Here is a 19579-nt window from a genome sequence, read left to right as displayed (position 1 = left end):
TGAATTTAAGTTAATAGGGATTTGGCTGATAGCATCCATAACCAGTTGAGCATTTTTATGTTTTCCAGCACTTCGTCCCACGATTTCTCGATTGCTTACATCAATAATCACACAAAGGTAATGCCAGTGTTGTTTCACTCTCACATAAGTTAAATCGGTCACAAACACTTTTCGTTGTTGTCCTACCGTAAACGCACGATTAAGCTGATTACTCACTGTTGATTCGTTGCTTTTTTCTGTATCAACACGATATTTTTTACAGGTATATTTTGACACCAAACTTTTTCTTGCATGATTCGACCAATTCGGCGCCTGGATAATATTATGTCTTGCTTTCTAATCTCTGCCTGTAGTCGCTTTGTTCCATATGTAACTACCCCCTAAAATAGTACAGCAAAAAAGTAGAAAATTCTCTATGATAAAAGAAAGGGGGATTTAATTATGAAAAAAATGACTGAACATCAAATCGTAGCTATTTTAAAAGAAGCTGAAGCGGGTATTCCTGTTAAAGAACTGTGCCGTAAATAGGGCATGGGCAATTCAACTGTCTATAAATGGCGAGAAAAATACGGCGGAATGGAAACGTCGGATATCAAACGCTTAAAGGAGCTGGAGGCTGAAAACCGTAAGCTTAAGCAGATGTTTGCCAAACTGAGCTTAAAATCCCAGCTTCAGGAAGAAATCATAAAAAAACTTTAGTGCCCACCAAGGCACGTAAAACGTGGGCACAGCAACTACAACAAAATCATTCAGTTACTATTGCAATGAGTTGTACCATTGTTGGTTTAAGCCGTTGTGCTTACTATTATCAACCTAAGTTGTAGGATGATTCGGTGATTGTTTCGGTGTTGAATGCTATCACAGACCGGCATTTACGTTGGGGCTTTCCTAAATGTTTTAATCGTATCAGAAAGCTCGGCTATCAATGGAATCATAAACGGGTATATCGGGTGTATTGTGAATTAAAGCTTAATCTCAGGGTAAAGCGTAAAAAACGCATTCCTCCACGATGCCCGGAAAGGTTATTAGTCCCCAATAAACAAGGTGAATGTTGGTCAATGGATTTTATGAGTGGCAGTAGTCGTAATCAACGTCGCTTTAGGGCATTCAATGTCATCGATGACTTTAATCGTTAGGCGTTAGGTATTGATATTGCAGTAAGCTTACCGGCAGGAAGGATTACCCGTTACTTAGATAAACTGGCCGAATATCATGGGTATCCATTAAAAATACGGGTCGATAATGGGCCAGAATTTACAGGAAAAACCTTTACCAACTGGGCTAAATTACATGGTATAACCATTGATTATATCCAGCCCGGTAGCCCTTATCAAAATGGCTATATTGAACGATTTAATCGTACCTATCGTACTGAAGTACTCGATTTATATCTTTTTAACAACTTAGCTCAAGCAAGGAGAATAACTGAAGAATGGTTAACAATTTATAACACCGAAAGACCGCATGAGGCACTAAATAACATGACGCCGATTGAGTATAAAACACTAAAACAAGCAGCATGATTTTCTACGTGAGTTGTGTACTAAGTTTGGGGTATTTACAATGACCTTATAAAACTGGTACTAATTAGCATAGCCTGTCCTGAGGTATTAGCCAGCATATTGAAGAGATTTATGCTTTTCGTGTTTCTCCTGCAACCTTAACCGCCATTACAGATAAAACTCATTCCCGAATTGTGTTGATGGCAGCAACGGCCACGAGAGTCGATTTATCCGTTTATTTGGATGGATGCAATCCATTATAAAGTAAAAGAAAATGGGGTTTATCATAGCCAGGCTGTTTATACCGTACTCGCCCTTAATTTAGTAGGGAAAAAGGAGGTATTAGGTTTCTATTTATCTGAAAACGAAGTGACGCATTTTGGGTTATCTATTTTGACCGATTTGCAAAACAGAGGGTTAAATGACATCTTAATCGTTTGTGTTGATGGCTGGGTTGGTTTTTCTGAAGCAATGAATACCATTTACCACAAACAGCGATTCAGCTTTGCGTTATTCATCAAATTTGTCATTTAATTAAGTGTATTGCCTTTAAACATGGCAAAGCCTTTATGAGTGATTTGAAAACCTGTTTACAAGGTGGTGTCTCGTGATGCGGCAATTGATGCCTTAGATGAATTTGAGCAAAAATGGGGCGATAAATATCCAATAGTCATCCAGTCGTGGCGTCGTAAATGGGATAATTTATCGACTTATTTCTGCTATCCTGAGCCTATTCGTAAGGTGATTTATACCACGAATATTATTGAGTCTATTCATCGGCAATTTCGCAAATTATCAAAGACCAAAATCAGTTTTCCAAATGAAAATAGCCTGCTCAAGTTGTTGTATTTGGGGTTGCAAAATGCGGAGAAAAAAGGAACAATGCCAATTCAAAATTGGGATTTAGCATTGTCACCGTTGATAATATTTTTCCTAATCGCCTTGATAAGGTGATCTCTTTGTGAATTAAACTGACACAGAATTATGAACAGTCTCCAATAATAAAAAAGGTGAATAAAACTGACCTTTTTTATACTCGATACTCAAGCCGAACTACTTATAAAATAAACTTGCTCAGATCTTCATCTGCAACCAGTTTATCTAAATGATCGCTTACATATTTAGCATCAATTGTAACTGTTTGTCCGTCAAGTTCACTAGCCTCAAATGAAACTTCTTCCATCAAACGCTCTAATACAGTATGCAATCTACGTGCGCCAATATTTTCATTTTGTTCATTCACTTGCCATGCTGATTCTGCAATTTTACGAATACCATCTGGCGTAAAATCGATATTAACCCCTTCGGTTGCCATTAGCGCTTTATATTGAACCGTAAGTGAAGCATTTGGTTCAGTTAAAATACGTTCAAAATCTTCGCTTGTTAGTGCCTGTAACTCGACTCTAATTGGCAATCTACCTTGTAATTCAGGAATTAGATCTGATGGGTTTGCTGTTTGAAAAGCGCCCGATGCAATAAATAAGATATGATCCGTTTTAACAGAGCCATGTTTAGTTGATACTGTACAACCTTCAACTAATGGTAAAAGATCACGCTGTACGCCTTCACGTGAAACATCTGGTCCTGATGAGTTACCGCGCTTACAAACTTTATCTATTTCATCAATAAAGACAATTCCGTTCTGCTCAACCGCTTCAATCGCCTCATGCTTAAGATCATCTGGATTAACCAACTTAGCGGCTTCTTCATCAATAAGCTGTTTAAAGGCATCTTTTATTTTCATTTTTCGTGGTTTAGTTTTTTGTCCACCTAAATTTTGAAACATCGACTGTAATTGGTTTGTCATTTCTTCCATGCCTGGCGGCGCCATAATTTCAACACCAATATTAACACCAGCTACTTCAATTTCAATTTCTTTATCATCAAGTGTGCCTTCACGTAATTTTTTGCGAAAAGCTTGTCTTGCTGTTGAAGCATTATTATCTTCAACTTGCCCCCAACCATCTTTAGCTGGTGGCACTAGCACATCTAAAATGCGTTCTTCGGCTAATTCTTCCGCTCTATGACGATTGCGTTCAATTGCTTCTTGGCGAATCATTTTTACTGCAGAATCTGTTAGATCTCGAATAATTGAATCAACTTCTTTTCCCACATAACCAACTTCTGTAAATTTAGTCGCCTCTACTTTAATAAAAGGTGCATGAGCCAATTTTGCAAGGCGTCTTGCGATTTCAGTTTTACCAACACCTGTTGGTCCAATCATCAGTATATTTTTAGGTGTAACTTCATGACGTAATGTTTCATCAAGTTGCATACGACGCCAGCGATTACGTAGTGCTATAGCTACAGAACGTTTCGCTTTATCTTGGCCAATGATATGTTGGTTTAATTCGCTTACAATTTCGCGAGGAGTCATTTCAGACATAATAATATTCTCTTTAATTCAGTTGATTAGTAATTGAGCTCTTCAATGGTTTGGAAGTTATTTGTATACACACAAATGTCTCCCGCTATTGATAATGATTTTTGCACAATATCGTGTGCAGAAAGTGAGGTATTATCAAGTAATGCTCGTGCAGCTGCTTGTGCATAAGGACCGCCAGAACCAATGGCAATTAAATCGTCTTCGGGTTGGATAACATCACCAGTACCGGTAATAATTAAAGATGCATTTTCATCAGCAACAGCAAGCAATGCCTCTAATTTGCGTAACATCCTATCCGTTCGCCAATCTTTAGCTAGCTCAACAGCAGCTTTGGTTAAATGACCTTGGTGCATCTCCAATTTTCGCTCAAATAGTTCAAATAATGTAAATGCATCAGCCGTACCACCAGCAAAACCCGCAATCACCTTGTTATTATATAAGCGACGAACTTTACGTGCATTACCTTTCATAATAATACGTTCGCCTAACGTGACTTGACCATCACCACCGATAACAACTTGCCCCTCACGACGGACACTAACAATTGTTGTCATGTTTTGCTCCTTATTTTACTTAAATAACTTAATTCGAAATGAATAGATGATATATTGGGGTAATTAATGTAATTTCAATATTCTAATTTATAGATATTGATCATTTATAGTAAATAATTCTAGGGAATATTGCATTTACAATATAAAAAATTAGTTTGGTTGGAAGTCAATTTTCATTATTTTTACTTGATTGTAAAACGTACTTGCAGGCTTTGGAATTATAGCTTGTTTCGTTGCTGAAAGTGCTTCTCGGCATAATGCTTCATCGCCACCTTTCGCACTAACATTAAGTAATAAACCATCAGGTGCAATTTGAATTTCTAATACACAATTTCGCCCACTATATAATTTGTTAGGATTAATAAATTTGTTACTGATAGCATTTTGAACTAGAGATTTATATTTATCTAGCTCCCCATTTGAAACACCTTTCCGACTAGCAGCACCACCTGTTGGGCTGGGTATATTTGATGTAAGTCCACCCAGCAAGTTATCAAGCTCTTTATCTTTTTTTGCTTGCGCTGCTTTTTTTGCTTTTTCGATAGCAGCTTTATCTGCCGCCGCTTTTTCAGCAGCTTGCTTTTTTGCTTGTTCTTCTTTTTGTTTTGTTAACTCTGCTTGTTTACGTTCATTTTCAATTCGTTGCTTTTCAATAAGCTCTTGTTCAGCTTTTACTTTAGCCTCTTGTTCTTCTTTCTGCTTGGCGAGTTCTTCTTGCCTACGTAAAGTTTCTTCACGTTGTTTATCTAATAATTCTCGCTCAGCTTTTAATTTAGCTTCTTGCTCTGCTTTTTGTTTTGCTAGCTCAGCTTGCTGTTGTTCTAAGAGCTGTCTTTCAGCCTGTCGTTGTTGTTCTTCTAACTGCTCTTTAGCTTTTCTAGCATCTTCTTCTTTTTGTCTTGCTATCCGCGCAGCTTGTGCCGCTTCTGCCTCTTTCTTTTGTTGTTGTTCTACTTTTAGGCGCTCTCTTTCTAGCTCTTTAAGCCGCTGTTCTTGGGCAAGTTGTTGTTCCTGCAATATTCGAGCCTGCTCATCAATTTGTTGCTGCCTTTGTTTCTCAGCTTGCTTTTGGCTAACTTGTGTCTTTAGTTGTCTTTGATATTGTTCGGTCATGACAGAAGGATCAACCATAATAGCATCAATAGAATTTCCATCGACACGGCCATAGTTTACATTGCTATCAGATATAACTCGGTATCCTAAAATAACAATTAAAATGACATGTAATATAATGGATAGGGCAATAGCTATACTTAATTTTGAATTTGGTTTATAAGACATTACTGACATTTTACTATATTATTTTTTATTTAAATCGGTTGAGTCATTAATCCTACAGATTTAACGCCTGCAGATTGTAATAAATTCAATGTTTTTATAATTTCTTCATAGGGAACATCTTTCGCACCACCAACTAAAAAAACAGCCTTTTCATTAAGCGACATCTGTTGTTTTACTTCTGCTATAATTTGTTCTTTTGGTAAATTAGTTTGACGATCTTGATCAATAATCATTGCATATATACCAACTCCAGAAACTTCAATAATGATTGGCTTATTTTCTGAAGGAGAAACCGTTTTTGATTCCGATGCTTCAGGAAGATCAACTTCAACACTTTGACTAATAATTGGGGCTGTAGCCATAAAAATAAGTACTAAAACTAATAACACATCCAATAAAGGGACTATATTAATTTCAGTTTTAGTTGAATAACGTGAGCGTCTACGCATAATTAATTCCTAACGGCAACTGCTTGACGTTGTAAAATTGCAGAAAATTCATCAATAAAATTGAGGTAACTTTGCTCAATTCGGCTTACACTCAATGATAAGCGATTATATGCAATTACCGCAGGAATGGCAGCAAATAAGCCAATTGCAGTTGCAATTAATGCTTCAGCAATCCCTGGGGCAACCATTTGCAGTGTCGCTTGTTTAACTGCACCTAAAGAAATAAACGCATGCATAATCCCCCAAACTGTACCAAATAAACCAATATATGGGCTAATAGAACCTACTGTGCCTAAAAAAGGAATATGTAATTCCAAGTTGTCAAGCTCACGATTCATTGCTAAACGCATAGAACGTGATGCACCATCTAATGCAGATTGAGCCATATTGGGATTAATTTGATATAATCGTGAAAACTCTTTAAAGCCTGAATAAAAGATATGCTCAGTGCCGCTGATCTCTTCTTTATTGAATTTTACTTTATCAAATAAAACATTTAAATCATCTGCAACCCAAAAGCTATTATCAAATTGCTCGATTTGTTTTTTAGCTTTACCTAAAATTTTAGTTCGTTGAAATATAATAGCCCATGACATAACAGAAAAAGTAAGTAATAACAACATAACACATTGTACTAAGAGGCCTGCTTGCAAAAACAGATCAATAATATTTAGATTTTCCACTTATATAAACTCCAAAACTAATAACTTGGGAAGCGCGCACGGCTTCATTTTAGTGATATCAACACAAGCAATAAGAACATCTGCTGTACTGATAACGCGTTTATTTTGATTAAAAATAGTCTGTTTAAAAATAATAGACGCCTTGCGAACTTGCTCAACTTGAGTACTAATAGTCAACATATCATCTAAATGGGCTGGAGCATGGTAGCTAATATCCATCTTTTTTACAACAAAAGCAATACTTTCTTGCAATAACGTCTGCTGGCTAATTCCTAATTGCCTTAGTATTTCGGTTCTAGCCCGTTCAAAAAAAGCTAGATATCTAGCATGATAAACTACGCCACCAGCATCAGTGTCTTCATAATAAACTCTTGCATTCCAATTAAATTGTTTCATATCTAAATAGCACTAACTGAATTTGACATTATTATAACTGAATATGAAATTCGCTGCACCATGATATAAAAAAACACAAATGAAAACAATTATCATTTATTGCTTATTTTCAACAACCCTATCAGAAAATTAAGAAAAGATGGCTATGGCCACCTTTTTATTGTTGTTTAACTTATATTATTTACTGTTGGTTTATTTGTTGCTTGATTCTTTTTCACCACTATCTCGTTCAACCCATAAACCGACTATAGCTGATAACATACATGCAGCAATAAGTCCTATACACCATAAAACGTAATACATATTAGTTCCTTAATAAAGAGAATGTTTATTATTTTCGATATGATTTTTATCCAGTCTTCCAAACATTTTGATATATGACCAAATTGTATAAAAAAGAACAATAGGCAAAAATATAAGAACAACAATAAACATAATATTAAGAGTTAATTGACTTGATGATGCATCCCATATTGTCAAACTTGCATTTGGCATAATGCTTGAAGGCATAATGAATGGGAAAGTTGCAATACCATAGGTAAATAAAACACAAGCAATGGTTAATGCAGATGAAACAAACACTAACGCATTTTTATTTAGACTAGAAAAAAGAATGGTTAATAGTGGTAACACCACGCCTAAAGCAGGCACTATCCATAAAATAGGATAATTCATATAGTTAGCTAACCACGATGCATCAGTAGATACTGTTTTAGTCAATGGGGTAGATGCGGCATTATAATCAATGATACTAGTAACCTCATAACCATGAATACCAAATGCCACCCAAACACCTGCTAACGCAAATGCAATTAGCATAACTAAACTAGCGATTTGTGTAGCTTTTCTGGCTCTTAAATAGAGCTCACCCGACGTTTTCATTTGTAACCATGCTCCACCATGAGCAACAAATAACATTAAACTCACAACACCAGTCAATAGTGCAAAAGGATTAAGCAAACCGAAGAAGTTACCATCATAAAACACCCGATAAGAGTTATCAAACCTAAATGGAACACCTTCTAATAAATTGCCAAAAGCAACCCCAAAAACGAGGGCAGGTACAAAGCTACCTGCAAAAATGCCACCATCCCATAAATTACGCCATTTTGAGTTTTCTAGTTTACTACGATAATCAAAACCGATTGGTCTAAAAAATAGCGCGCAAAGCACTAAAATCATCGCAATATAAAAGCCAGAAAATGATGCAGCATAGGTCATAGGCCAGGCGGCAAATATTCCCGCCCCAGCAGTAATTAACCAAACTTGGTTGCCATCCCAATGAGGAGCAATTGCATTAATCATAATACGACGTTCCGTATCTGTTTTACCGATAAAAGGTAATAAAATACCCACGCCCATATCAAAACCATCTGTGACAACAAAACCGATTAAAACAACACTAATCAGCACCCACCAGATGACGCGTACAATTTCGTAATCAATCATTGTGTATACTCCCTATGCCCTATTTTGTTATCGGTTGTGTTTTTTCATAATGATAGTTGCCCGTTCCTAACGAACTTGGTCCTAAGCGAGTAAACTTAAACATTAAGAATAATTCAGCAACTAAGAACAATGTATAAAGCCCACAAATAAGTACCATAGTGAATAACACTTCACCCGCTGTTAATGATGAATTTGCCACTCCAGTCGGTAAAATATCTTGAATCGCCCAAGGTTGACGTCCATATTCTGCAACAAACCAACCTGATTCACAGGCCAACCAAGGAAACGGTAAAAATAGAACCAATAAACGATGTAACCAACGTTTTTCACCAATTTTATTTTTATAAGTTGTCCATAAAGCAAAACCTGTGCCAAGGATCATTAACCCGCCAAGACCAACCATGATTCTAAAAGCCCAAAATAGTGGCCACACAGTTGGAATTGAATCTTCTGTTGCCGCTTTAATATGTTCTTCTGTTGCTTCAGGTATAGTTAAATTATCACGATCAGTAAAACGTTTAACTAAATAACCATAACCTAAATCAGCTTTATTAGCTTCAAAAGCTTCAAGTACAGTAGGATCTTGATTACCTTGTTGGATTTTTTCTAAGTTACTGTAAGCTAAAATACCATTTCTAATTCGAGTTTCATTATTGGCTAAAATATCTTTTAAACCTTTTACTGGAGTGTCAAGCGAACGAGTAGCGATTATTCCCATTGCATAAGGAATTTCAATTGCAAATGAGTTCTCTTTATTTTTTTGAGATGGAAATGCAATAACGTTAAATGGTGCTGGGGCAGGGTGAGTTTCCCACTCAGCTTCAATTGCTGCTAATTTAACTGGTTGCACGGTTGTGAGTTCATGGCCTGCTTCATCGCCCATAATGGCAACTGCAATTGACATAATAAAACCAAACATAGCAGCCACAGCAAAAGAACGTTTTGCAAAAGCAACATCGCGTTTTTTTAGCAAATAATAAGAGCTAATACTTAAAACAAAAATTGCGCCTGTTAAATAGCCAGCAGTAACAGTATGAACAAATTTATATTGAGCAACAGTGTTAGTAATCAACTCAAAAAAGTTAGCCATTTCCATACGGGAATTGATAGGATTAAATTCAGACCCTACAGGGAATTGCATCCAGCCATTAGCAACTAAAATCCAAAGCGCTGATAAATTTGAACCAAACGCTACGCACCAAGTCACCATTAAATGTTTACCACGGCTTAATCTATCCCAACCAAAAAAGAATAAACCTACCATGGTTGATTCTAAGAAAAATGCCATTAAACCTTCAATGGCTAATGGCGCACCAAAAATATCACCCACATAATGTGAATAATAAGACCAGTTAGTACCAAATTGAAATTCCATGGTCAAGCCAGTTGCTACCCCAACGGCAAAATTGATACCAAACAGTTTACCCCAGAATTTTGTCATATCTTTCCAGATTTGCTTACCACTAACAACATACACTGTTTCCATAATTGCTAGCAAAAACGCCAAACCTAGCGTTAATGGTACAAAAATAAAATGATACATTGCCGTGAGTGCAAACTGGAGGCGTGAAAGTTCTACTATATCTAACATAAACGCTCCCTAATTCTTAAATGCTCACAAATTTCTATGTTATTGGCGGTTATTATACACCGATAATTACAGAATAAAAATTGATATACATCAAAAAACTATATCTTAGCTTGTTTTTTTACTGCATCACCAATATCGGTAAGGCTCTTTACGACTATAATGCCTGCTGATTGTAATGCTTTTGTTTTTTCTTCTGCTGTACCTTTATTTCCTGAAATAATTGCACCGGCATGCCCCATTCGTTTTCCTGAAGGAGCTGAAACACCAGCGATGTAAGCAATAACAGGTTTAGTTACGTGCTTTTTAACATATTCAGCTGCTTCTTCTTCTGCGCTACCGCCAATTTCACCGATCATAACAATAACTTCAGTTTTAGGATCTTGTTCAAGTAATGCTAAAATAGAAATAAAATCACTACCCGGGATAGGATCACCACCGATACCAACGCATACAGATTGACCTATACCAATATCTGTTGTTTGTTTGACTGCTTCATAAGTTAATGTACCAGAGCGAGAAACTATCCCTACCGAGCCTGCACGGTGAATATGTCCTGGCATAATACCTATTTTACACTCGTCAGGGACAATAATACCTGGGCAGTTTGGTCCTATCATTACTATATTGTTAAGTTGTAATTTTTCTTTAACAATCAACATATCTAAAGTTGGGATGCCTTCAGTAATACAAACAATTAATTTAATTCCTGCATCAATTGCCTCTAAAATAGAGTCTTTACCGAATGCTGCTGGCACATAAATAACACTTGCAGTTGCGCCGGTTGTTGCAACTGCTTCTTTTACAGTATTAAAAACAGGCAAACCTAAGTGAGTTGTACCACCTTTGCCTGGTGTCACACCACCAACTAACTTGGTACCATATGTAAGCGCTTGCTGTGAATGGAAAGTTCCTTGGCTACCCGTAAAGCCTTGGCAGATAACTTTGGTTTCTTTATTAACTAAAATTGACATGATAACTATTCTCCATACATCCTATTACTAGGCAACAGCAACAATTTTTTGAGCCGCATCTATTAAACTTTCTGCAGTAATAACATTTAATTTACTTTTAGATAAAATTTCTCGGGCAAGTTGTGCATTATTACCTTCCAGGCGTACGACAACAGGAACGGTAAGGCTTATTTCTTTTATTGCACTAATAATACCATCGGCAATTAAATCACAACGAACAATACCGCCAAAAATATTCACTAAAATCGCTTTTACGTTTTTGTCAGATAATATTAACTTAAATGCTTCAGCAACACGCTCTTTCGTCGTGCCACCACCAACATCTAAAAAGTTAGCTGGTTCACCGCCATGCAGTTTAATAATATCCATAGTTGCCATCGCAAGACCTGCACCATTAACCATACAGCCAATATTGCCACTTAATGATACATAACTAATGCCTTGTTTTGCTGCGATTGATTCACGCTCATCTTCTTGAGTTGTATCTCTTAAAATATTTAAGCTAGGATGCCTAAAAAGGGCATTATCATCTAAAACAATTTTTGCATCTAAACAAACTAATTCTTCTGAATTAGTAATCACTAAAGGGTTAACTTCGGCTAATGAAACATCATTCTCTAAAAATAATTTAGCGAAATTAACAAATAATTTTGTAAACTGATTAACTAATTTGCCTGTTAATCCTAATTTAAATGCAAGCTCACGGCCTTGGTAAGCACAAGGTCCCGTTAAAGGATCAAGCAAAGTTTTATAAATTAAGTGTGGTGATTTTTCGGCAACACTTTCTATATCAACACCACCTTCTGTTGAAGCCATAATCACTACACGCTTAGAACTACGATCAACCACTGCTCCCAAATAAAGCTCTTTATAAATATTAGATGCTTTTTCAATTAAAATCTTATTAACAGGCTGACCTTTACCAGTAGTTTGATAAGTAACAAGGTGTTGCCCAAACCATTTTTCAGCAAATTGCTTTATTTCATCATAGTTTTCAGTACAAATAACACCACCAGCTTTACCTCGCCCTCCTGCGTGAACCTGACATTTAGCGACTAAAGGGTTTGAGACTGTTTCTGACGATAATTCGGCTAATGTGTCTTGTATTTCATCAATCGAATTACAAACGTATCCTTGTGGTACGGGTAAATTATATTGCTTAAAAAGGTATTTAGATTGATATTCGTGCAGGTTCATAACGAAATTCCACAGCCTAAGTTAATATAAAAATGATGATAATTTTAATGCAAGATAAATAAATTGTATAGCAAATAATAACTTATGTTTGATGTGATTTAGAATCATTGCTGATAATAAATGACAATGATATACTTCTAGGAGAAATTTATATATCGTAAATAACAAAGGTACAAATATGAAACAAGTTGGTATTTTTTTTGGTAGTGACACTGGCAATACAGAAAATGTAGCAAAGCAAATCCAACTCATTTTAGGTAGTGATAAAGCTGAGGTTTTTGATATTGCAAAAGCCACTAAAGAAAACATTGAACAATATAATTACCTATTTTTTGGTATTCCAACTTGGTACTATGGTGAATCACAAGCTGACTGGGATGATTTTTTTCCTAATTTAGAAAAAATTGATTTTAATGGTAAAACAGTAGCTATTTTTGGTTGTGGCGATCAAGAAGATTACGCAGAGTATTTCTGTGATGCTATGGGAACACTTCGCGATATTATCGAACCTAAAGGCGCTAAAATTGTTGGAAACTGGTCTATTGAAGGGTACAGTTTTGAATCGTCAAAAAGCTTAGTTGATGATACACATTTCGTTGGTTTAGCTATTGACGAAGATCGCCAACCAGAATTAACAGAAGAGCGCATCAACAGTTGGGTAAATCAAGTCCGAGCTGAAATGAAAATTTAATCTATTAAAATGATTTCTTTTATTTACGTTATATAGTTCCTATAATGGAAAAATATTAACAAATTAATGGGAAGTAATATGACAAATCATGATAATGATAATAATGCGGCGCTCAAAAGTGCAGGTTTAAAAGTTACGTTACCAAGATTAAAGATTTTAGAATTATTACGGAATCCTTCATGCCAACATATCACCGTGGAAGATCTGTATAAGAAATTAATTGATATGGGAGAGGAAATCGGGCTTGCAACCGTTTATCGCGTTTTGAACCAATTTGATGATGCAGGAATAGTTACTCGTCATAATTTTGAGGGGGGCAAAGCAGTTTTCGAGTTGGCGACACAACAACATCATGATCATTTAATTTGCTTAGATTGCGGCGAAGTATTTGAATTTCGAGATGACATTATCAACACAAGGCAAAAAGAAATTGCTGAGCAATATGGTGTTGAACTAACTTTTCACAGTTTATATCTTTATGGGCATTGTCAATCGGGTAATTGTAAGGCACACCCTGAACTTCATCGCAAAAAATAAGCCTATTCCAATAGGCTTTTTATTCATTTAAAATATGATAACTTACCTTGTGCTAGGCTAATAATCAATGAAACAACTTTTAAACTTCGTTCCACTTGCGTTCTTTTTTGTTTTTCTTTCTATGTATGATGTCTTTGTCGGTGTTCAAGCATTGATGATCACTGCAACAATCTGCTTTCTTCTAATCCTTGCCTTATATAGGAAAATAGATAAAGTAGAGTTGATATCTTATTTAATGGTTATGGTTTTTGGTGGATTTACACTTTATATGCGTGATCCTAATATAATTAAATGGAAAGTCACGATTATTAACTTTTTATTTGCCGCAGCCTTGTTAGTTAGTCAATTTATTTTCAAAAAAAATCTGTTGCAAAAAATGCTTGGCAAAGAAATCCAGCTAGATATAACTATTTGGAATAAATTAAATTTATTATGGGTTGTCTTTTTTATACTATGTGGCACAACAAGTTTAGTAGCAACCTATTACACTACAGATGATTTCTTTTGGATATTTAAAGTATTTATTTTGCCGAGCGCATCGTTACTGTTATCGTTGATATCAGGTATTTATATCTATAAAAATATGAATAATGATTTAGAGAACAAATAATAAATAATAAAAAAGGGTATTTTAGCATGACACAAGATACAAATCCTAAAGGTCAACTAGTGCTTAGAACGCTTGCAATGCCAGCAGACACCAATCCTCATGGGCACATTTTTGGTGGTTGGATCATGTCTCAGATGGATCTTGCAGGCGGTATTTTATCAAAAGAGATCGCAAGAAACCGAGTAGTAACGGTTAATGCTAGTAGTATTACATTTTATAAACCAGCCATGGTGGGCGATGTGGTTTGTTGTTATGCACATTGCATTAAAACTGGAAAAACATCTATCACAATAGGTATTGAAGTTTGGGTTAAAAAAGTCATTGATACATCTGATACAACACAACGATTTTGCATAACAGATGCCGTATTTACTTATGTTTCAGTGGACAAACATAATAATCCCAAACCATTACCAGAGGTATTCCAGCATTATGATTCAACTAAGGATCCGATAACTAAATTAAACCTAAATAATAACTAATAAGTATGCAATTTACCTCATTTCATGCTTTAGTCAGTTCTTTGATCTTCCTCGTTTATTGGTTGATCATTGTTTCAACGACGTTACGTATTGTCTTTAAACGAAGACCAACAACTTACGTTATTGCATGGATGTTAGTTATTTATATCTTACCACTTGTGGGTGTGATCTTATATTTTGCGCTAGGCGAAGCTCACTTAGGGCAACAACGGGTTAAACGAGCTCAAAAAATGCGCCCAACTATTTCCAAGTTTATTCACCGAATAAGTGACTTTTCTGATATCTTCACTGGAAACGTAAGCCAAGTTAGCAAATCCATTTTCCAACTTTGTAAGCACCAGACGGGTCTTGATGGTATTAATGGTAATCACATTGAATTGTTGAGTGAAACCAATGTCATTTTTGACCGTTTAATTGATGATATAAACCAAGCGACATCAAATATTGAAATGGTATTTTATATCTGGAATGAGGGGGGGCGAGCTGATGATGTTGAGCAGGCGCTCATTCAAGCAAGTAAACGAGGCGTAATTTGCCGATTAATGGTTGATTCTGCTGGTAGCCGGCATTTTATCCAAACAAACGCTAGTAAAAGAATGCGCGATGCTGGCATTATCATTGTCGAAGCTTTACAAGTAAACTTGCTTCGCTTTATGTTTAGACGGTTAGATTTACGCCAACACCGAAAAGTCGCTATTATTGATAACTATATATCTTATACTGGAAGCATGAATATAGTTGATCCGCGTTTTTTTAAACAAAATAAACATGTTGGCGAATGGGTTGATATTATGATAAGAATGAGTGGGCCGGTTACAACACTTATGGGAGCCATATATGCTTGTGATTGGGAACTAGAAACAGGTAAACATTTAGCATTACCACAAATTACTGATTTTGCCGAGCCACCAGAAGATAAAAAACACATTATGCAATTGATCCCATCTGGCCCAGGTTATACAGAAAATATGATCCATCAAGTGCTATTAACAGCAATTTATTCAGCACAAGAGCAAATTATTTTTACTACACCTTATTTAGTACCAAGTGATGATATTTTACATGCTGTATGCACCGCAGCACAGCGAGGGGTCGAAGTGATTATCATCATTCCCAAAAATAATGATTCATTAATGGTCAAATGGGCAAGTCGAGCCTTTTTTTCTGAATTATTAAACGGCGGGGTAAAACTCTATCAATTCAATGATAACTTATTACATACTAAAAGTGTTTTAATTGACAACCAGCTCAGCCTTGTTGGTACTGTTAATTTAGATATGCGTAGCTTATGGCTTAATTTTGAAATTACCACTGTAATTGATGATGCAGAGTTTGCTAATTCACTAGCCGATCTTTTACAAAAATATTTATCTAATTCAGATCAAATAAAGGCCGAAAAATGGAACCAACGGCCTATATGGCAACGTGTAACTGAGAGATTGTTTTACTTTTTTGCCCCTTTACTATAACTATTGGGCTAGTGTTAAGCCTACATCTATTATTGCTAGAAATATTGCTACTGACTAATAACCATTTTGAGAGATATCAGGTAAAAAGCGGTTATTCTTTAATCTATAAACCTCACTATCAATGGTTCCATTGGTATTAAGCGTAATTTCTCGCCAACCAGGTGCATCATCACTTGATAATTGAAAATCATAACATTCCGGTTTAAATTGGAAACAAGTTGAAGGCGTTGAGAATGCCTTACATTTATGCCAAACATAATCTTGTTTCTGATGAATATGTCCCCAACCTAGTCCTCTTACATTTGGATGTTTTTGGATAACTTTTTCTAATTGCTCATAATTTTTTAAAATATGATGATCTAACCAATGGCAACCTGAATAAATGGGATGATGGTGTAAAAAAATTAACGCATATCTATGAGAATGTTCAGTTAAGGTGTTGTGTAAAAATTCGAGCTCAGATTCGTGTAAAAAGCCATAAGCCTGACCAACAACTTGACTATTTAATAGAATTGTCAGCCAGTTATCACCCAACAGTACGATTTTATTATCAGCAAGTTGATAGTTTGCAAACACTTCTTGCATATGTGCATAATTATCATGATTGCCAGCCAACCATACGCATGGAGTGTTAAATTTATTTATTTGTTCAGCAAAACGAGCATAAGCTTTTTTAGAGCCATCTTGCACAAAATCACCTGTTGCCACAATTAAATCATATTGCCTATTGCCTTTCTTTATGTCATCGATAACAGCTAAAAAACTTGCATTAGAATTAATACCAAGCAACGAGCCACTATCTTCTGCAAAAAGATGGGTATCAGTTATATGTAATATTTTGCCGTAATTTTTATTACGGGTCTGAAGCTCTAAAAATGACCCCAAAATTTACCTCAATTATTTATTAATCTATAATTATGGTTAATAATGTCAGCAATAAAATAGGTATTGTGATTGAAAGCAAAATACCTTTATAAATCATATTGTTATGTTAAATTGTAAAATAAATCACACGTCTATGAAAGGAATAATTAAACATAATTATAAAAAGTTACTTCCACTCATTTTGTAATAGCTGATGATTAAGCTCCAACCATTGAAGGGCAATAATTGATGCTGCATTGTTAATTATTCCATCTTCAATCCACTGATAAGCTTGAGAACGGCTTACGACATGGACTTTAATATCTTCACTCTCTTCGGCAAGGCCATGAATCCCCTTAGCTGTTGATGAGTCAACTTCACCAGCCAATATATGCAATTGTTCAGTTAAACCGCCGGGTGAGGCTAAATAACTAATAATAGGTTTACATCGACCTATAGTGATTCCCGCCTCTTCCATTGCCTCACGCCTTGCTACATCTTCTAAGGATTCATTCTCGTGATCCATCATACCAGCTATTAGCTCTAACATCCAAGGGCTGTCTTGAGTTTCAATAGCAGCAATCCTAACTTGTTCTATTAGTACCACCTTATCACGCTTTGCATCATAAGCTAAAAGCACAACCGCATTTCCACGTTCTAAAATTTCACGAGTGACAACCTCGCTCATTGAGCCGTCAAACTTGCGATATTGAAAACGGTATTCAAATAAAGAAAAAAAACCTTTATACAAAATTCGTTTAGTTAAATTAACGATATCATTTTTGTTGAAATTTACCGGATTATGTTTAATTTTCATATAAATTCTCGATTGTAAACTGAATTTGAATAAAAAGTGCGAATAGCATACAAACAATGCTTACTATATGCTAATTATCTGTTAAAATTACGCTATTAGAGATGATACTATATTTTAATGATTTCAAAGAGAAGATTAATGAAAAAAACCTTAACTTTTTTAATTGGATTATTGCTAAGCCAATCTGCTTTCGCTGAAAATTTAATACAAGTTTATGAACAAGCTAAAGAAACCAACCCAGATCTACGCAGCTCATTAGCGGAAAAAAATAAAGCATATGCAGCCATTTCTGGTTCTCGGGCAAGTTTGTTGCCACAAATTGGTTTGAGTGCTTCTTATGGTGTAACGCATGGTCGGCGAGATACAAGTGGCGTAAAATCTAAAAGCGGAAATTTATACCAAGTAGCTGTATCGCAAAGCATTTTTAATTTTTCAAATTGGAAAGGCTTAGATATTACTAAAAAGCAAGCAAGCGTTGCTGATATCGCTTATCAATATCAAGGGCAAACACTAATATTAAATACTTCTGTTGCCTACTTTAATGTTTTAAAAACACTTGATGCATTGAGCTTTATTGATGCACAAAAAAAAGCAATTGGGCGTCAGTTAGAACAAACTCGCCAACAACACCAAGTCGGTTTAGTTGCAATTACTGATGTACAAAATGCTCAAGCAAACTATGATCTAACCGTTGCGCAACAAGTTAATGCTTTAAATGATCTAAACAATGCAATAGAAGATTTACGTCAAGTGAGCGGTCGTTTTTATTCTAGTTTAGCAAGCGTTAACACCAATACCTTTAGAACAGAAAATCCAACGCAAATCAGCACATTGTTAAAACAATCTGAAACGTCTAATCTTAATTTACTCACCATGAAGTTAAATCAAGATATTGCACGTGAACAGATCAAACTTTCTCAATCAGGTCATTTACCTACAGCAAATTTAGATGCATCAACAAATCTTAATAAAACTGACCGATATGGTAATAATGTAGCAGCTGGTGGGCGTGGTGGTAAATCTTATTCTGGGAATAATTATGTTGGTGTTAGTGTTAATCTGCCTATCTTTTCAGGTGGTGCAACAATGTCTAAGGTCGAACAAGCACAACAAAATTACGTCAGCTTTAGCGAAAAATTAGAAAGCACCAACAGAAACGTGATTAATCAAGTACGTTCATCATACAATAATATTTCATCATCAATTAGTGCAATCAAAGCTTATCAACAAGCTGTCGTTTCTGCTCAAAGTTCATTAGAAGCAACTAATTCTGGCTATCAAGTTGGAACACGAACAATTGTTGATGTATTAAATGCGACAACACAGCTATATAGTGCAAAACGAAACCTATCTGATGCAAAATATAATTATTTAACTAGCTTGCTACAATTAAAATATGCTGTAGGAACCTTAACAGCTAATGATCTAGTTTATTTAAACAATATGCTAGGTAAAGAAGTTAGTACGCTAGTAAAAATAAAATAATGCTTCTCCCCCTACTAAAAATAAAAGCAATTAAATTGCTTCAGATTGATGACAAACCTCGATATAATTCGGGGTTTATTTTTTTATTTAAACCATAAATAGGATTTTTAATTTGGATTTTATTAAATAAATTAAAAAATAGCTTAAAAAAACGTAACAAAAATA

General features: G+C 35.4%; 24 protein-coding genes and 1 pseudogene. 11 read left to right on the top strand and 14 right to left on the bottom strand.

All coding sequences use genetic code 11. The features are described from left to right. The coding region (locus tag A9G41_RS06670) for a DDE-type integrase/transposase/recombinase (protein WP_335340453.1) at positions 1-276 on the bottom strand (276 nt) is incomplete at its 3' end. A 255-nt stretch (positions 277-531) separates the two neighbouring features. Between A9G41_RS06670 and A9G41_RS15030 the strand changes: the two genes are divergently transcribed. The 5 genes and pseudogenes from A9G41_RS15030 (at position 532) to A9G41_RS14710 (ending at position 2456) form a co-directional block, all read left to right on the top strand. Next, positions 532-699, top strand: coding sequence for a transposase (locus A9G41_RS15030; RefSeq protein ID WP_442903293.1), 168 nt, complete (start codon positions 532-534; stop codon positions 697-699). Continuing rightward, a complete protein-coding gene (locus A9G41_RS15025; protein ID WP_442903292.1) occupies positions 699-824 on the top strand; it encodes a hypothetical protein in 126 nt (41 codons plus the stop codon). Before A9G41_RS15030 ends, A9G41_RS15025 begins: the two co-directional genes overlap by 1 nt. Positions 825-833: 9 nt before the next feature. Beyond that, positions 834-1136: an IS3 family transposase gene (locus tag A9G41_RS15020; RefSeq protein ID WP_442903291.1), complete on the top strand. Its 303-nt coding sequence runs from the start codon at positions 834-836 to the stop codon at positions 1134-1136. 9 nt (positions 1137-1145) lie between these two features. After that, positions 1146-1523 carry an integrase core domain-containing protein gene (locus tag A9G41_RS15015; protein ID WP_442903294.1) on the top strand — a complete coding sequence of 126 codons (378 nt, stop codon included), beginning with the start codon at positions 1146-1148 and terminating at the stop codon, positions 1521-1523. Positions 1524-1745: 222 nt separating this feature from the next. Continuing rightward, positions 1746-2456, top strand: a pseudogene (locus A9G41_RS14710) (IS256 family transposase). 103 nt (positions 2457-2559) lie between these two features. On the opposite strand, the gene hslU reads toward A9G41_RS14710, so the two are convergent. The 11 genes from hslU to sucC form a co-directional block, all read right to left on the bottom strand. Next, entirely contained in the window at positions 2560-3888 is a 1329-nt protein-coding gene (hslU, locus tag A9G41_RS06650) for an HslU--HslV peptidase ATPase subunit (RefSeq protein ID WP_065582381.1), read from the bottom strand. A gap of 26 nt (positions 3889-3914) precedes the next feature. After that, positions 3915-4442 (bottom strand): ATP-dependent protease subunit HslV, encoded by a 528-nt coding sequence (hslV, locus tag A9G41_RS06645; RefSeq protein WP_065582380.1) that lies wholly within the window; start codon positions 4440-4442, stop codon positions 3915-3917. Between the two features lie 150 nt (positions 4443-4592). Next, positions 4593-5723, bottom strand: a complete 1131-nt coding sequence (gene tolA, locus A9G41_RS06640) for a cell envelope integrity protein TolA (RefSeq protein ID WP_176700444.1) — start codon at positions 5721-5723, stop codon at positions 4593-4595. Between the two features lie 29 nt (positions 5724-5752). After that, positions 5753-6172 carry a colicin uptake protein TolR gene (gene tolR, locus A9G41_RS06635; RefSeq protein ID WP_065582378.1) on the bottom strand — a complete coding sequence of 140 codons (420 nt, stop codon included), beginning with the start codon at positions 6170-6172 and terminating at the stop codon, positions 5753-5755. 2 nt (positions 6173-6174) lie between these two features. Further along, on the bottom strand, positions 6175-6855 hold the full coding sequence (gene tolQ, locus A9G41_RS06630; RefSeq protein ID WP_065582377.1) for a protein TolQ: 681 nt from the start codon (positions 6853-6855) through the stop codon (positions 6175-6177). Further along, the gene (gene ybgC / locus A9G41_RS06625) at positions 6856-7251 is read right to left on the bottom strand and encodes a tol-pal system-associated acyl-CoA thioesterase (protein ID WP_065567709.1); all 396 of its coding nucleotides are present in this window, start codon (positions 7249-7251) and stop codon (positions 6856-6858) included. A 192-nt stretch (positions 7252-7443) separates the two neighbouring features. Continuing rightward, positions 7444-7554, bottom strand: coding sequence for a cytochrome bd oxidase small subunit, CydX/CbdX family (locus A9G41_RS13925; protein ID WP_141671992.1), 111 nt, complete (start codon positions 7552-7554; stop codon positions 7444-7446). Between the two features lie 9 nt (positions 7555-7563). After that, positions 7564-8700: a cytochrome d ubiquinol oxidase subunit II gene (gene cydB, locus A9G41_RS06620; protein WP_065582376.1), complete on the bottom strand. Its 1137-nt coding sequence runs from the start codon at positions 8698-8700 to the stop codon at positions 7564-7566. Between the two features lie 19 nt (positions 8701-8719). Further along, positions 8720-10291 carry a cytochrome ubiquinol oxidase subunit I gene (locus A9G41_RS06615; protein ID WP_065582375.1) on the bottom strand — a complete coding sequence of 524 codons (1572 nt, stop codon included), beginning with the start codon at positions 10289-10291 and terminating at the stop codon, positions 8720-8722. 98 nt (positions 10292-10389) lie between these two features. After that, a complete protein-coding gene (gene sucD / locus A9G41_RS06610) occupies positions 10390-11262 on the bottom strand; it encodes a succinate--CoA ligase subunit alpha (protein WP_065582374.1) in 873 nt (290 codons plus the stop codon). Positions 11263-11289: 27 nt separating this feature from the next. Then, entirely contained in the window at positions 11290-12459 is a 1170-nt protein-coding gene (gene sucC, locus A9G41_RS06605; protein ID WP_065567705.1) for an ADP-forming succinate--CoA ligase subunit beta, read from the bottom strand. 178 nt (positions 12460-12637) lie between these two features. Between sucC and fldA the strand changes: the two genes are divergently transcribed. The 5 genes from fldA to cls all read left to right on the top strand — a co-directional run bounded on the left by fldA (position 12638) and on the right by cls (position 16248). Then, entirely contained in the window at positions 12638-13150 is a 513-nt protein-coding gene (gene fldA / locus A9G41_RS06600; RefSeq protein WP_065642792.1) for a flavodoxin FldA, read from the top strand. 78 nt (positions 13151-13228) lie between these two features. Further along, a complete protein-coding gene (fur, locus tag A9G41_RS06595) occupies positions 13229-13687 on the top strand; it encodes a ferric iron uptake transcriptional regulator (protein ID WP_065567703.1) in 459 nt (152 codons plus the stop codon). A gap of 67 nt (positions 13688-13754) precedes the next feature. Next, positions 13755-14297 carry an inner membrane-spanning protein YciB gene (locus A9G41_RS06590; protein ID WP_065567702.1) on the top strand — a complete coding sequence of 181 codons (543 nt, stop codon included), beginning with the start codon at positions 13755-13757 and terminating at the stop codon, positions 14295-14297. A 26-nt stretch (positions 14298-14323) separates the two neighbouring features. After that, positions 14324-14779, top strand: coding sequence for an acyl-CoA thioester hydrolase YciA (gene yciA, locus A9G41_RS06585; protein WP_065567701.1), 456 nt, complete (start codon positions 14324-14326; stop codon positions 14777-14779). Positions 14780-14784: 5 nt separating this feature from the next. After that, on the top strand, positions 14785-16248 hold the full coding sequence (gene cls / locus A9G41_RS06580; RefSeq protein ID WP_065582372.1) for a cardiolipin synthase: 1464 nt from the start codon (positions 14785-14787) through the stop codon (positions 16246-16248). Positions 16249-16302: 54 nt separating this feature from the next. On the opposite strand, the gene cpdA is transcribed toward cls, so the two are convergent. Together cpdA and nudF are read right to left on the bottom strand one after the other, a co-directional pair. Then, the gene (gene cpdA, locus A9G41_RS06575; RefSeq protein ID WP_075539470.1) at positions 16303-17133 is read right to left on the bottom strand and encodes a 3',5'-cyclic-AMP phosphodiesterase; all 831 of its coding nucleotides are present in this window, start codon (positions 17131-17133) and stop codon (positions 16303-16305) included. Positions 17134-17299: 166 nt separating this feature from the next. Beyond that, on the bottom strand, positions 17300-17929 hold the full coding sequence (nudF, locus tag A9G41_RS06570; RefSeq protein WP_065567698.1) for an ADP-ribose diphosphatase: 630 nt from the start codon (positions 17927-17929) through the stop codon (positions 17300-17302). A gap of 138 nt (positions 17930-18067) precedes the next feature. Between nudF and tolC the strand changes: the two genes are divergently transcribed. Beyond that, on the top strand, positions 18068-19414 hold the full coding sequence (gene tolC, locus A9G41_RS06565; protein ID WP_075539469.1) for an outer membrane channel protein TolC: 1347 nt from the start codon (positions 18068-18070) through the stop codon (positions 19412-19414). Positions 19415-19579: the final 165 nt, after the last annotated feature.

This window comes from Gilliamella sp. Nev5-1, from assembly GCF_001690895.1.
GTDB lineage: Bacteria > Pseudomonadota > Gammaproteobacteria > Enterobacterales > Orbaceae > Gilliamella > Gilliamella apicola_C.
The sequence above is the reverse complement of the archived record's forward strand: the minus strand, read 5'-3'. Positions and strand labels throughout refer to the sequence as shown.

Excerpts from the sequence above, each read along its gene's own strand:
- cydB (WP_065582376.1), bottom strand. The coding sequence starts at position 8,700 with ATGATTGATTACGAAATTGTACGCGTCATCTGGTGGGTGCTGATTAGT.
- hslU (WP_065582381.1), bottom strand. The coding sequence starts at position 3,888 with ATGTCTGAAATGACTCCTCGCGAAATTGTAAGCGAATTAAACCAACAT.
- sucD (WP_065582374.1), bottom strand. The coding sequence starts at position 11,262 with ATGTCAATTTTAGTTAATAAAGAAACCAAAGTTATCTGCCAAGGCTTT.
- tolA (WP_176700444.1), bottom strand. The coding sequence starts at position 5,723 with ATGTCTTATAAACCAAATTCAAAATTAAGTATAGCTATTGCCCTATCC.
- A9G41_RS06615 (WP_065582375.1), bottom strand. The coding sequence starts at position 10,291 with ATGTTAGATATAGTAGAACTTTCACGCCTCCAGTTTGCACTCACGGCA.
- tolC (WP_075539469.1), top strand. The coding sequence starts at position 18,068 with ATGAAAAAAACCTTAACTTTTTTAATTGGATTATTGCTAAGCCAATCT.
- tolR (WP_065582378.1), bottom strand. The coding sequence starts at position 6,172 with ATGCGTAGACGCTCACGTTATTCAACTAAAACTGAAATTAATATAGTC.
- sucC (WP_065567705.1), bottom strand. The coding sequence starts at position 12,459 with ATGAACCTGCACGAATATCAATCTAAATACCTTTTTAAGCAATATAAT.
- hslV (WP_065582380.1), bottom strand. The coding sequence starts at position 4,442 with ATGACAACAATTGTTAGTGTCCGTCGTGAGGGGCAAGTTGTTATCGGT.
- ybgC (WP_065567709.1), bottom strand. The coding sequence starts at position 7,251 with ATGAAACAATTTAATTGGAATGCAAGAGTTTATTATGAAGACACTGAT.
- A9G41_RS13925 (WP_141671992.1), bottom strand. The coding sequence starts at position 7,554 with ATGTATTACGTTTTATGGTGTATAGGACTTATTGCTGCATGTATGTTA.
- A9G41_RS15030 (WP_442903293.1), top strand. The coding sequence starts at position 532 with ATGGGCAATTCAACTGTCTATAAATGGCGAGAAAAATACGGCGGAATG.
- fldA (WP_065642792.1), top strand. The coding sequence starts at position 12,638 with ATGAAACAAGTTGGTATTTTTTTTGGTAGTGACACTGGCAATACAGAA.
- fur (WP_065567703.1), top strand. The coding sequence starts at position 13,229 with ATGACAAATCATGATAATGATAATAATGCGGCGCTCAAAAGTGCAGGT.
- A9G41_RS06590 (WP_065567702.1), top strand. The coding sequence starts at position 13,755 with ATGAAACAACTTTTAAACTTCGTTCCACTTGCGTTCTTTTTTGTTTTT.
- yciA (WP_065567701.1), top strand. The coding sequence starts at position 14,324 with ATGACACAAGATACAAATCCTAAAGGTCAACTAGTGCTTAGAACGCTT.
- cls (WP_065582372.1), top strand. The coding sequence starts at position 14,785 with ATGCAATTTACCTCATTTCATGCTTTAGTCAGTTCTTTGATCTTCCTC.
- nudF (WP_065567698.1), bottom strand. The coding sequence starts at position 17,929 with ATGAAAATTAAACATAATCCGGTAAATTTCAACAAAAATGATATCGTT.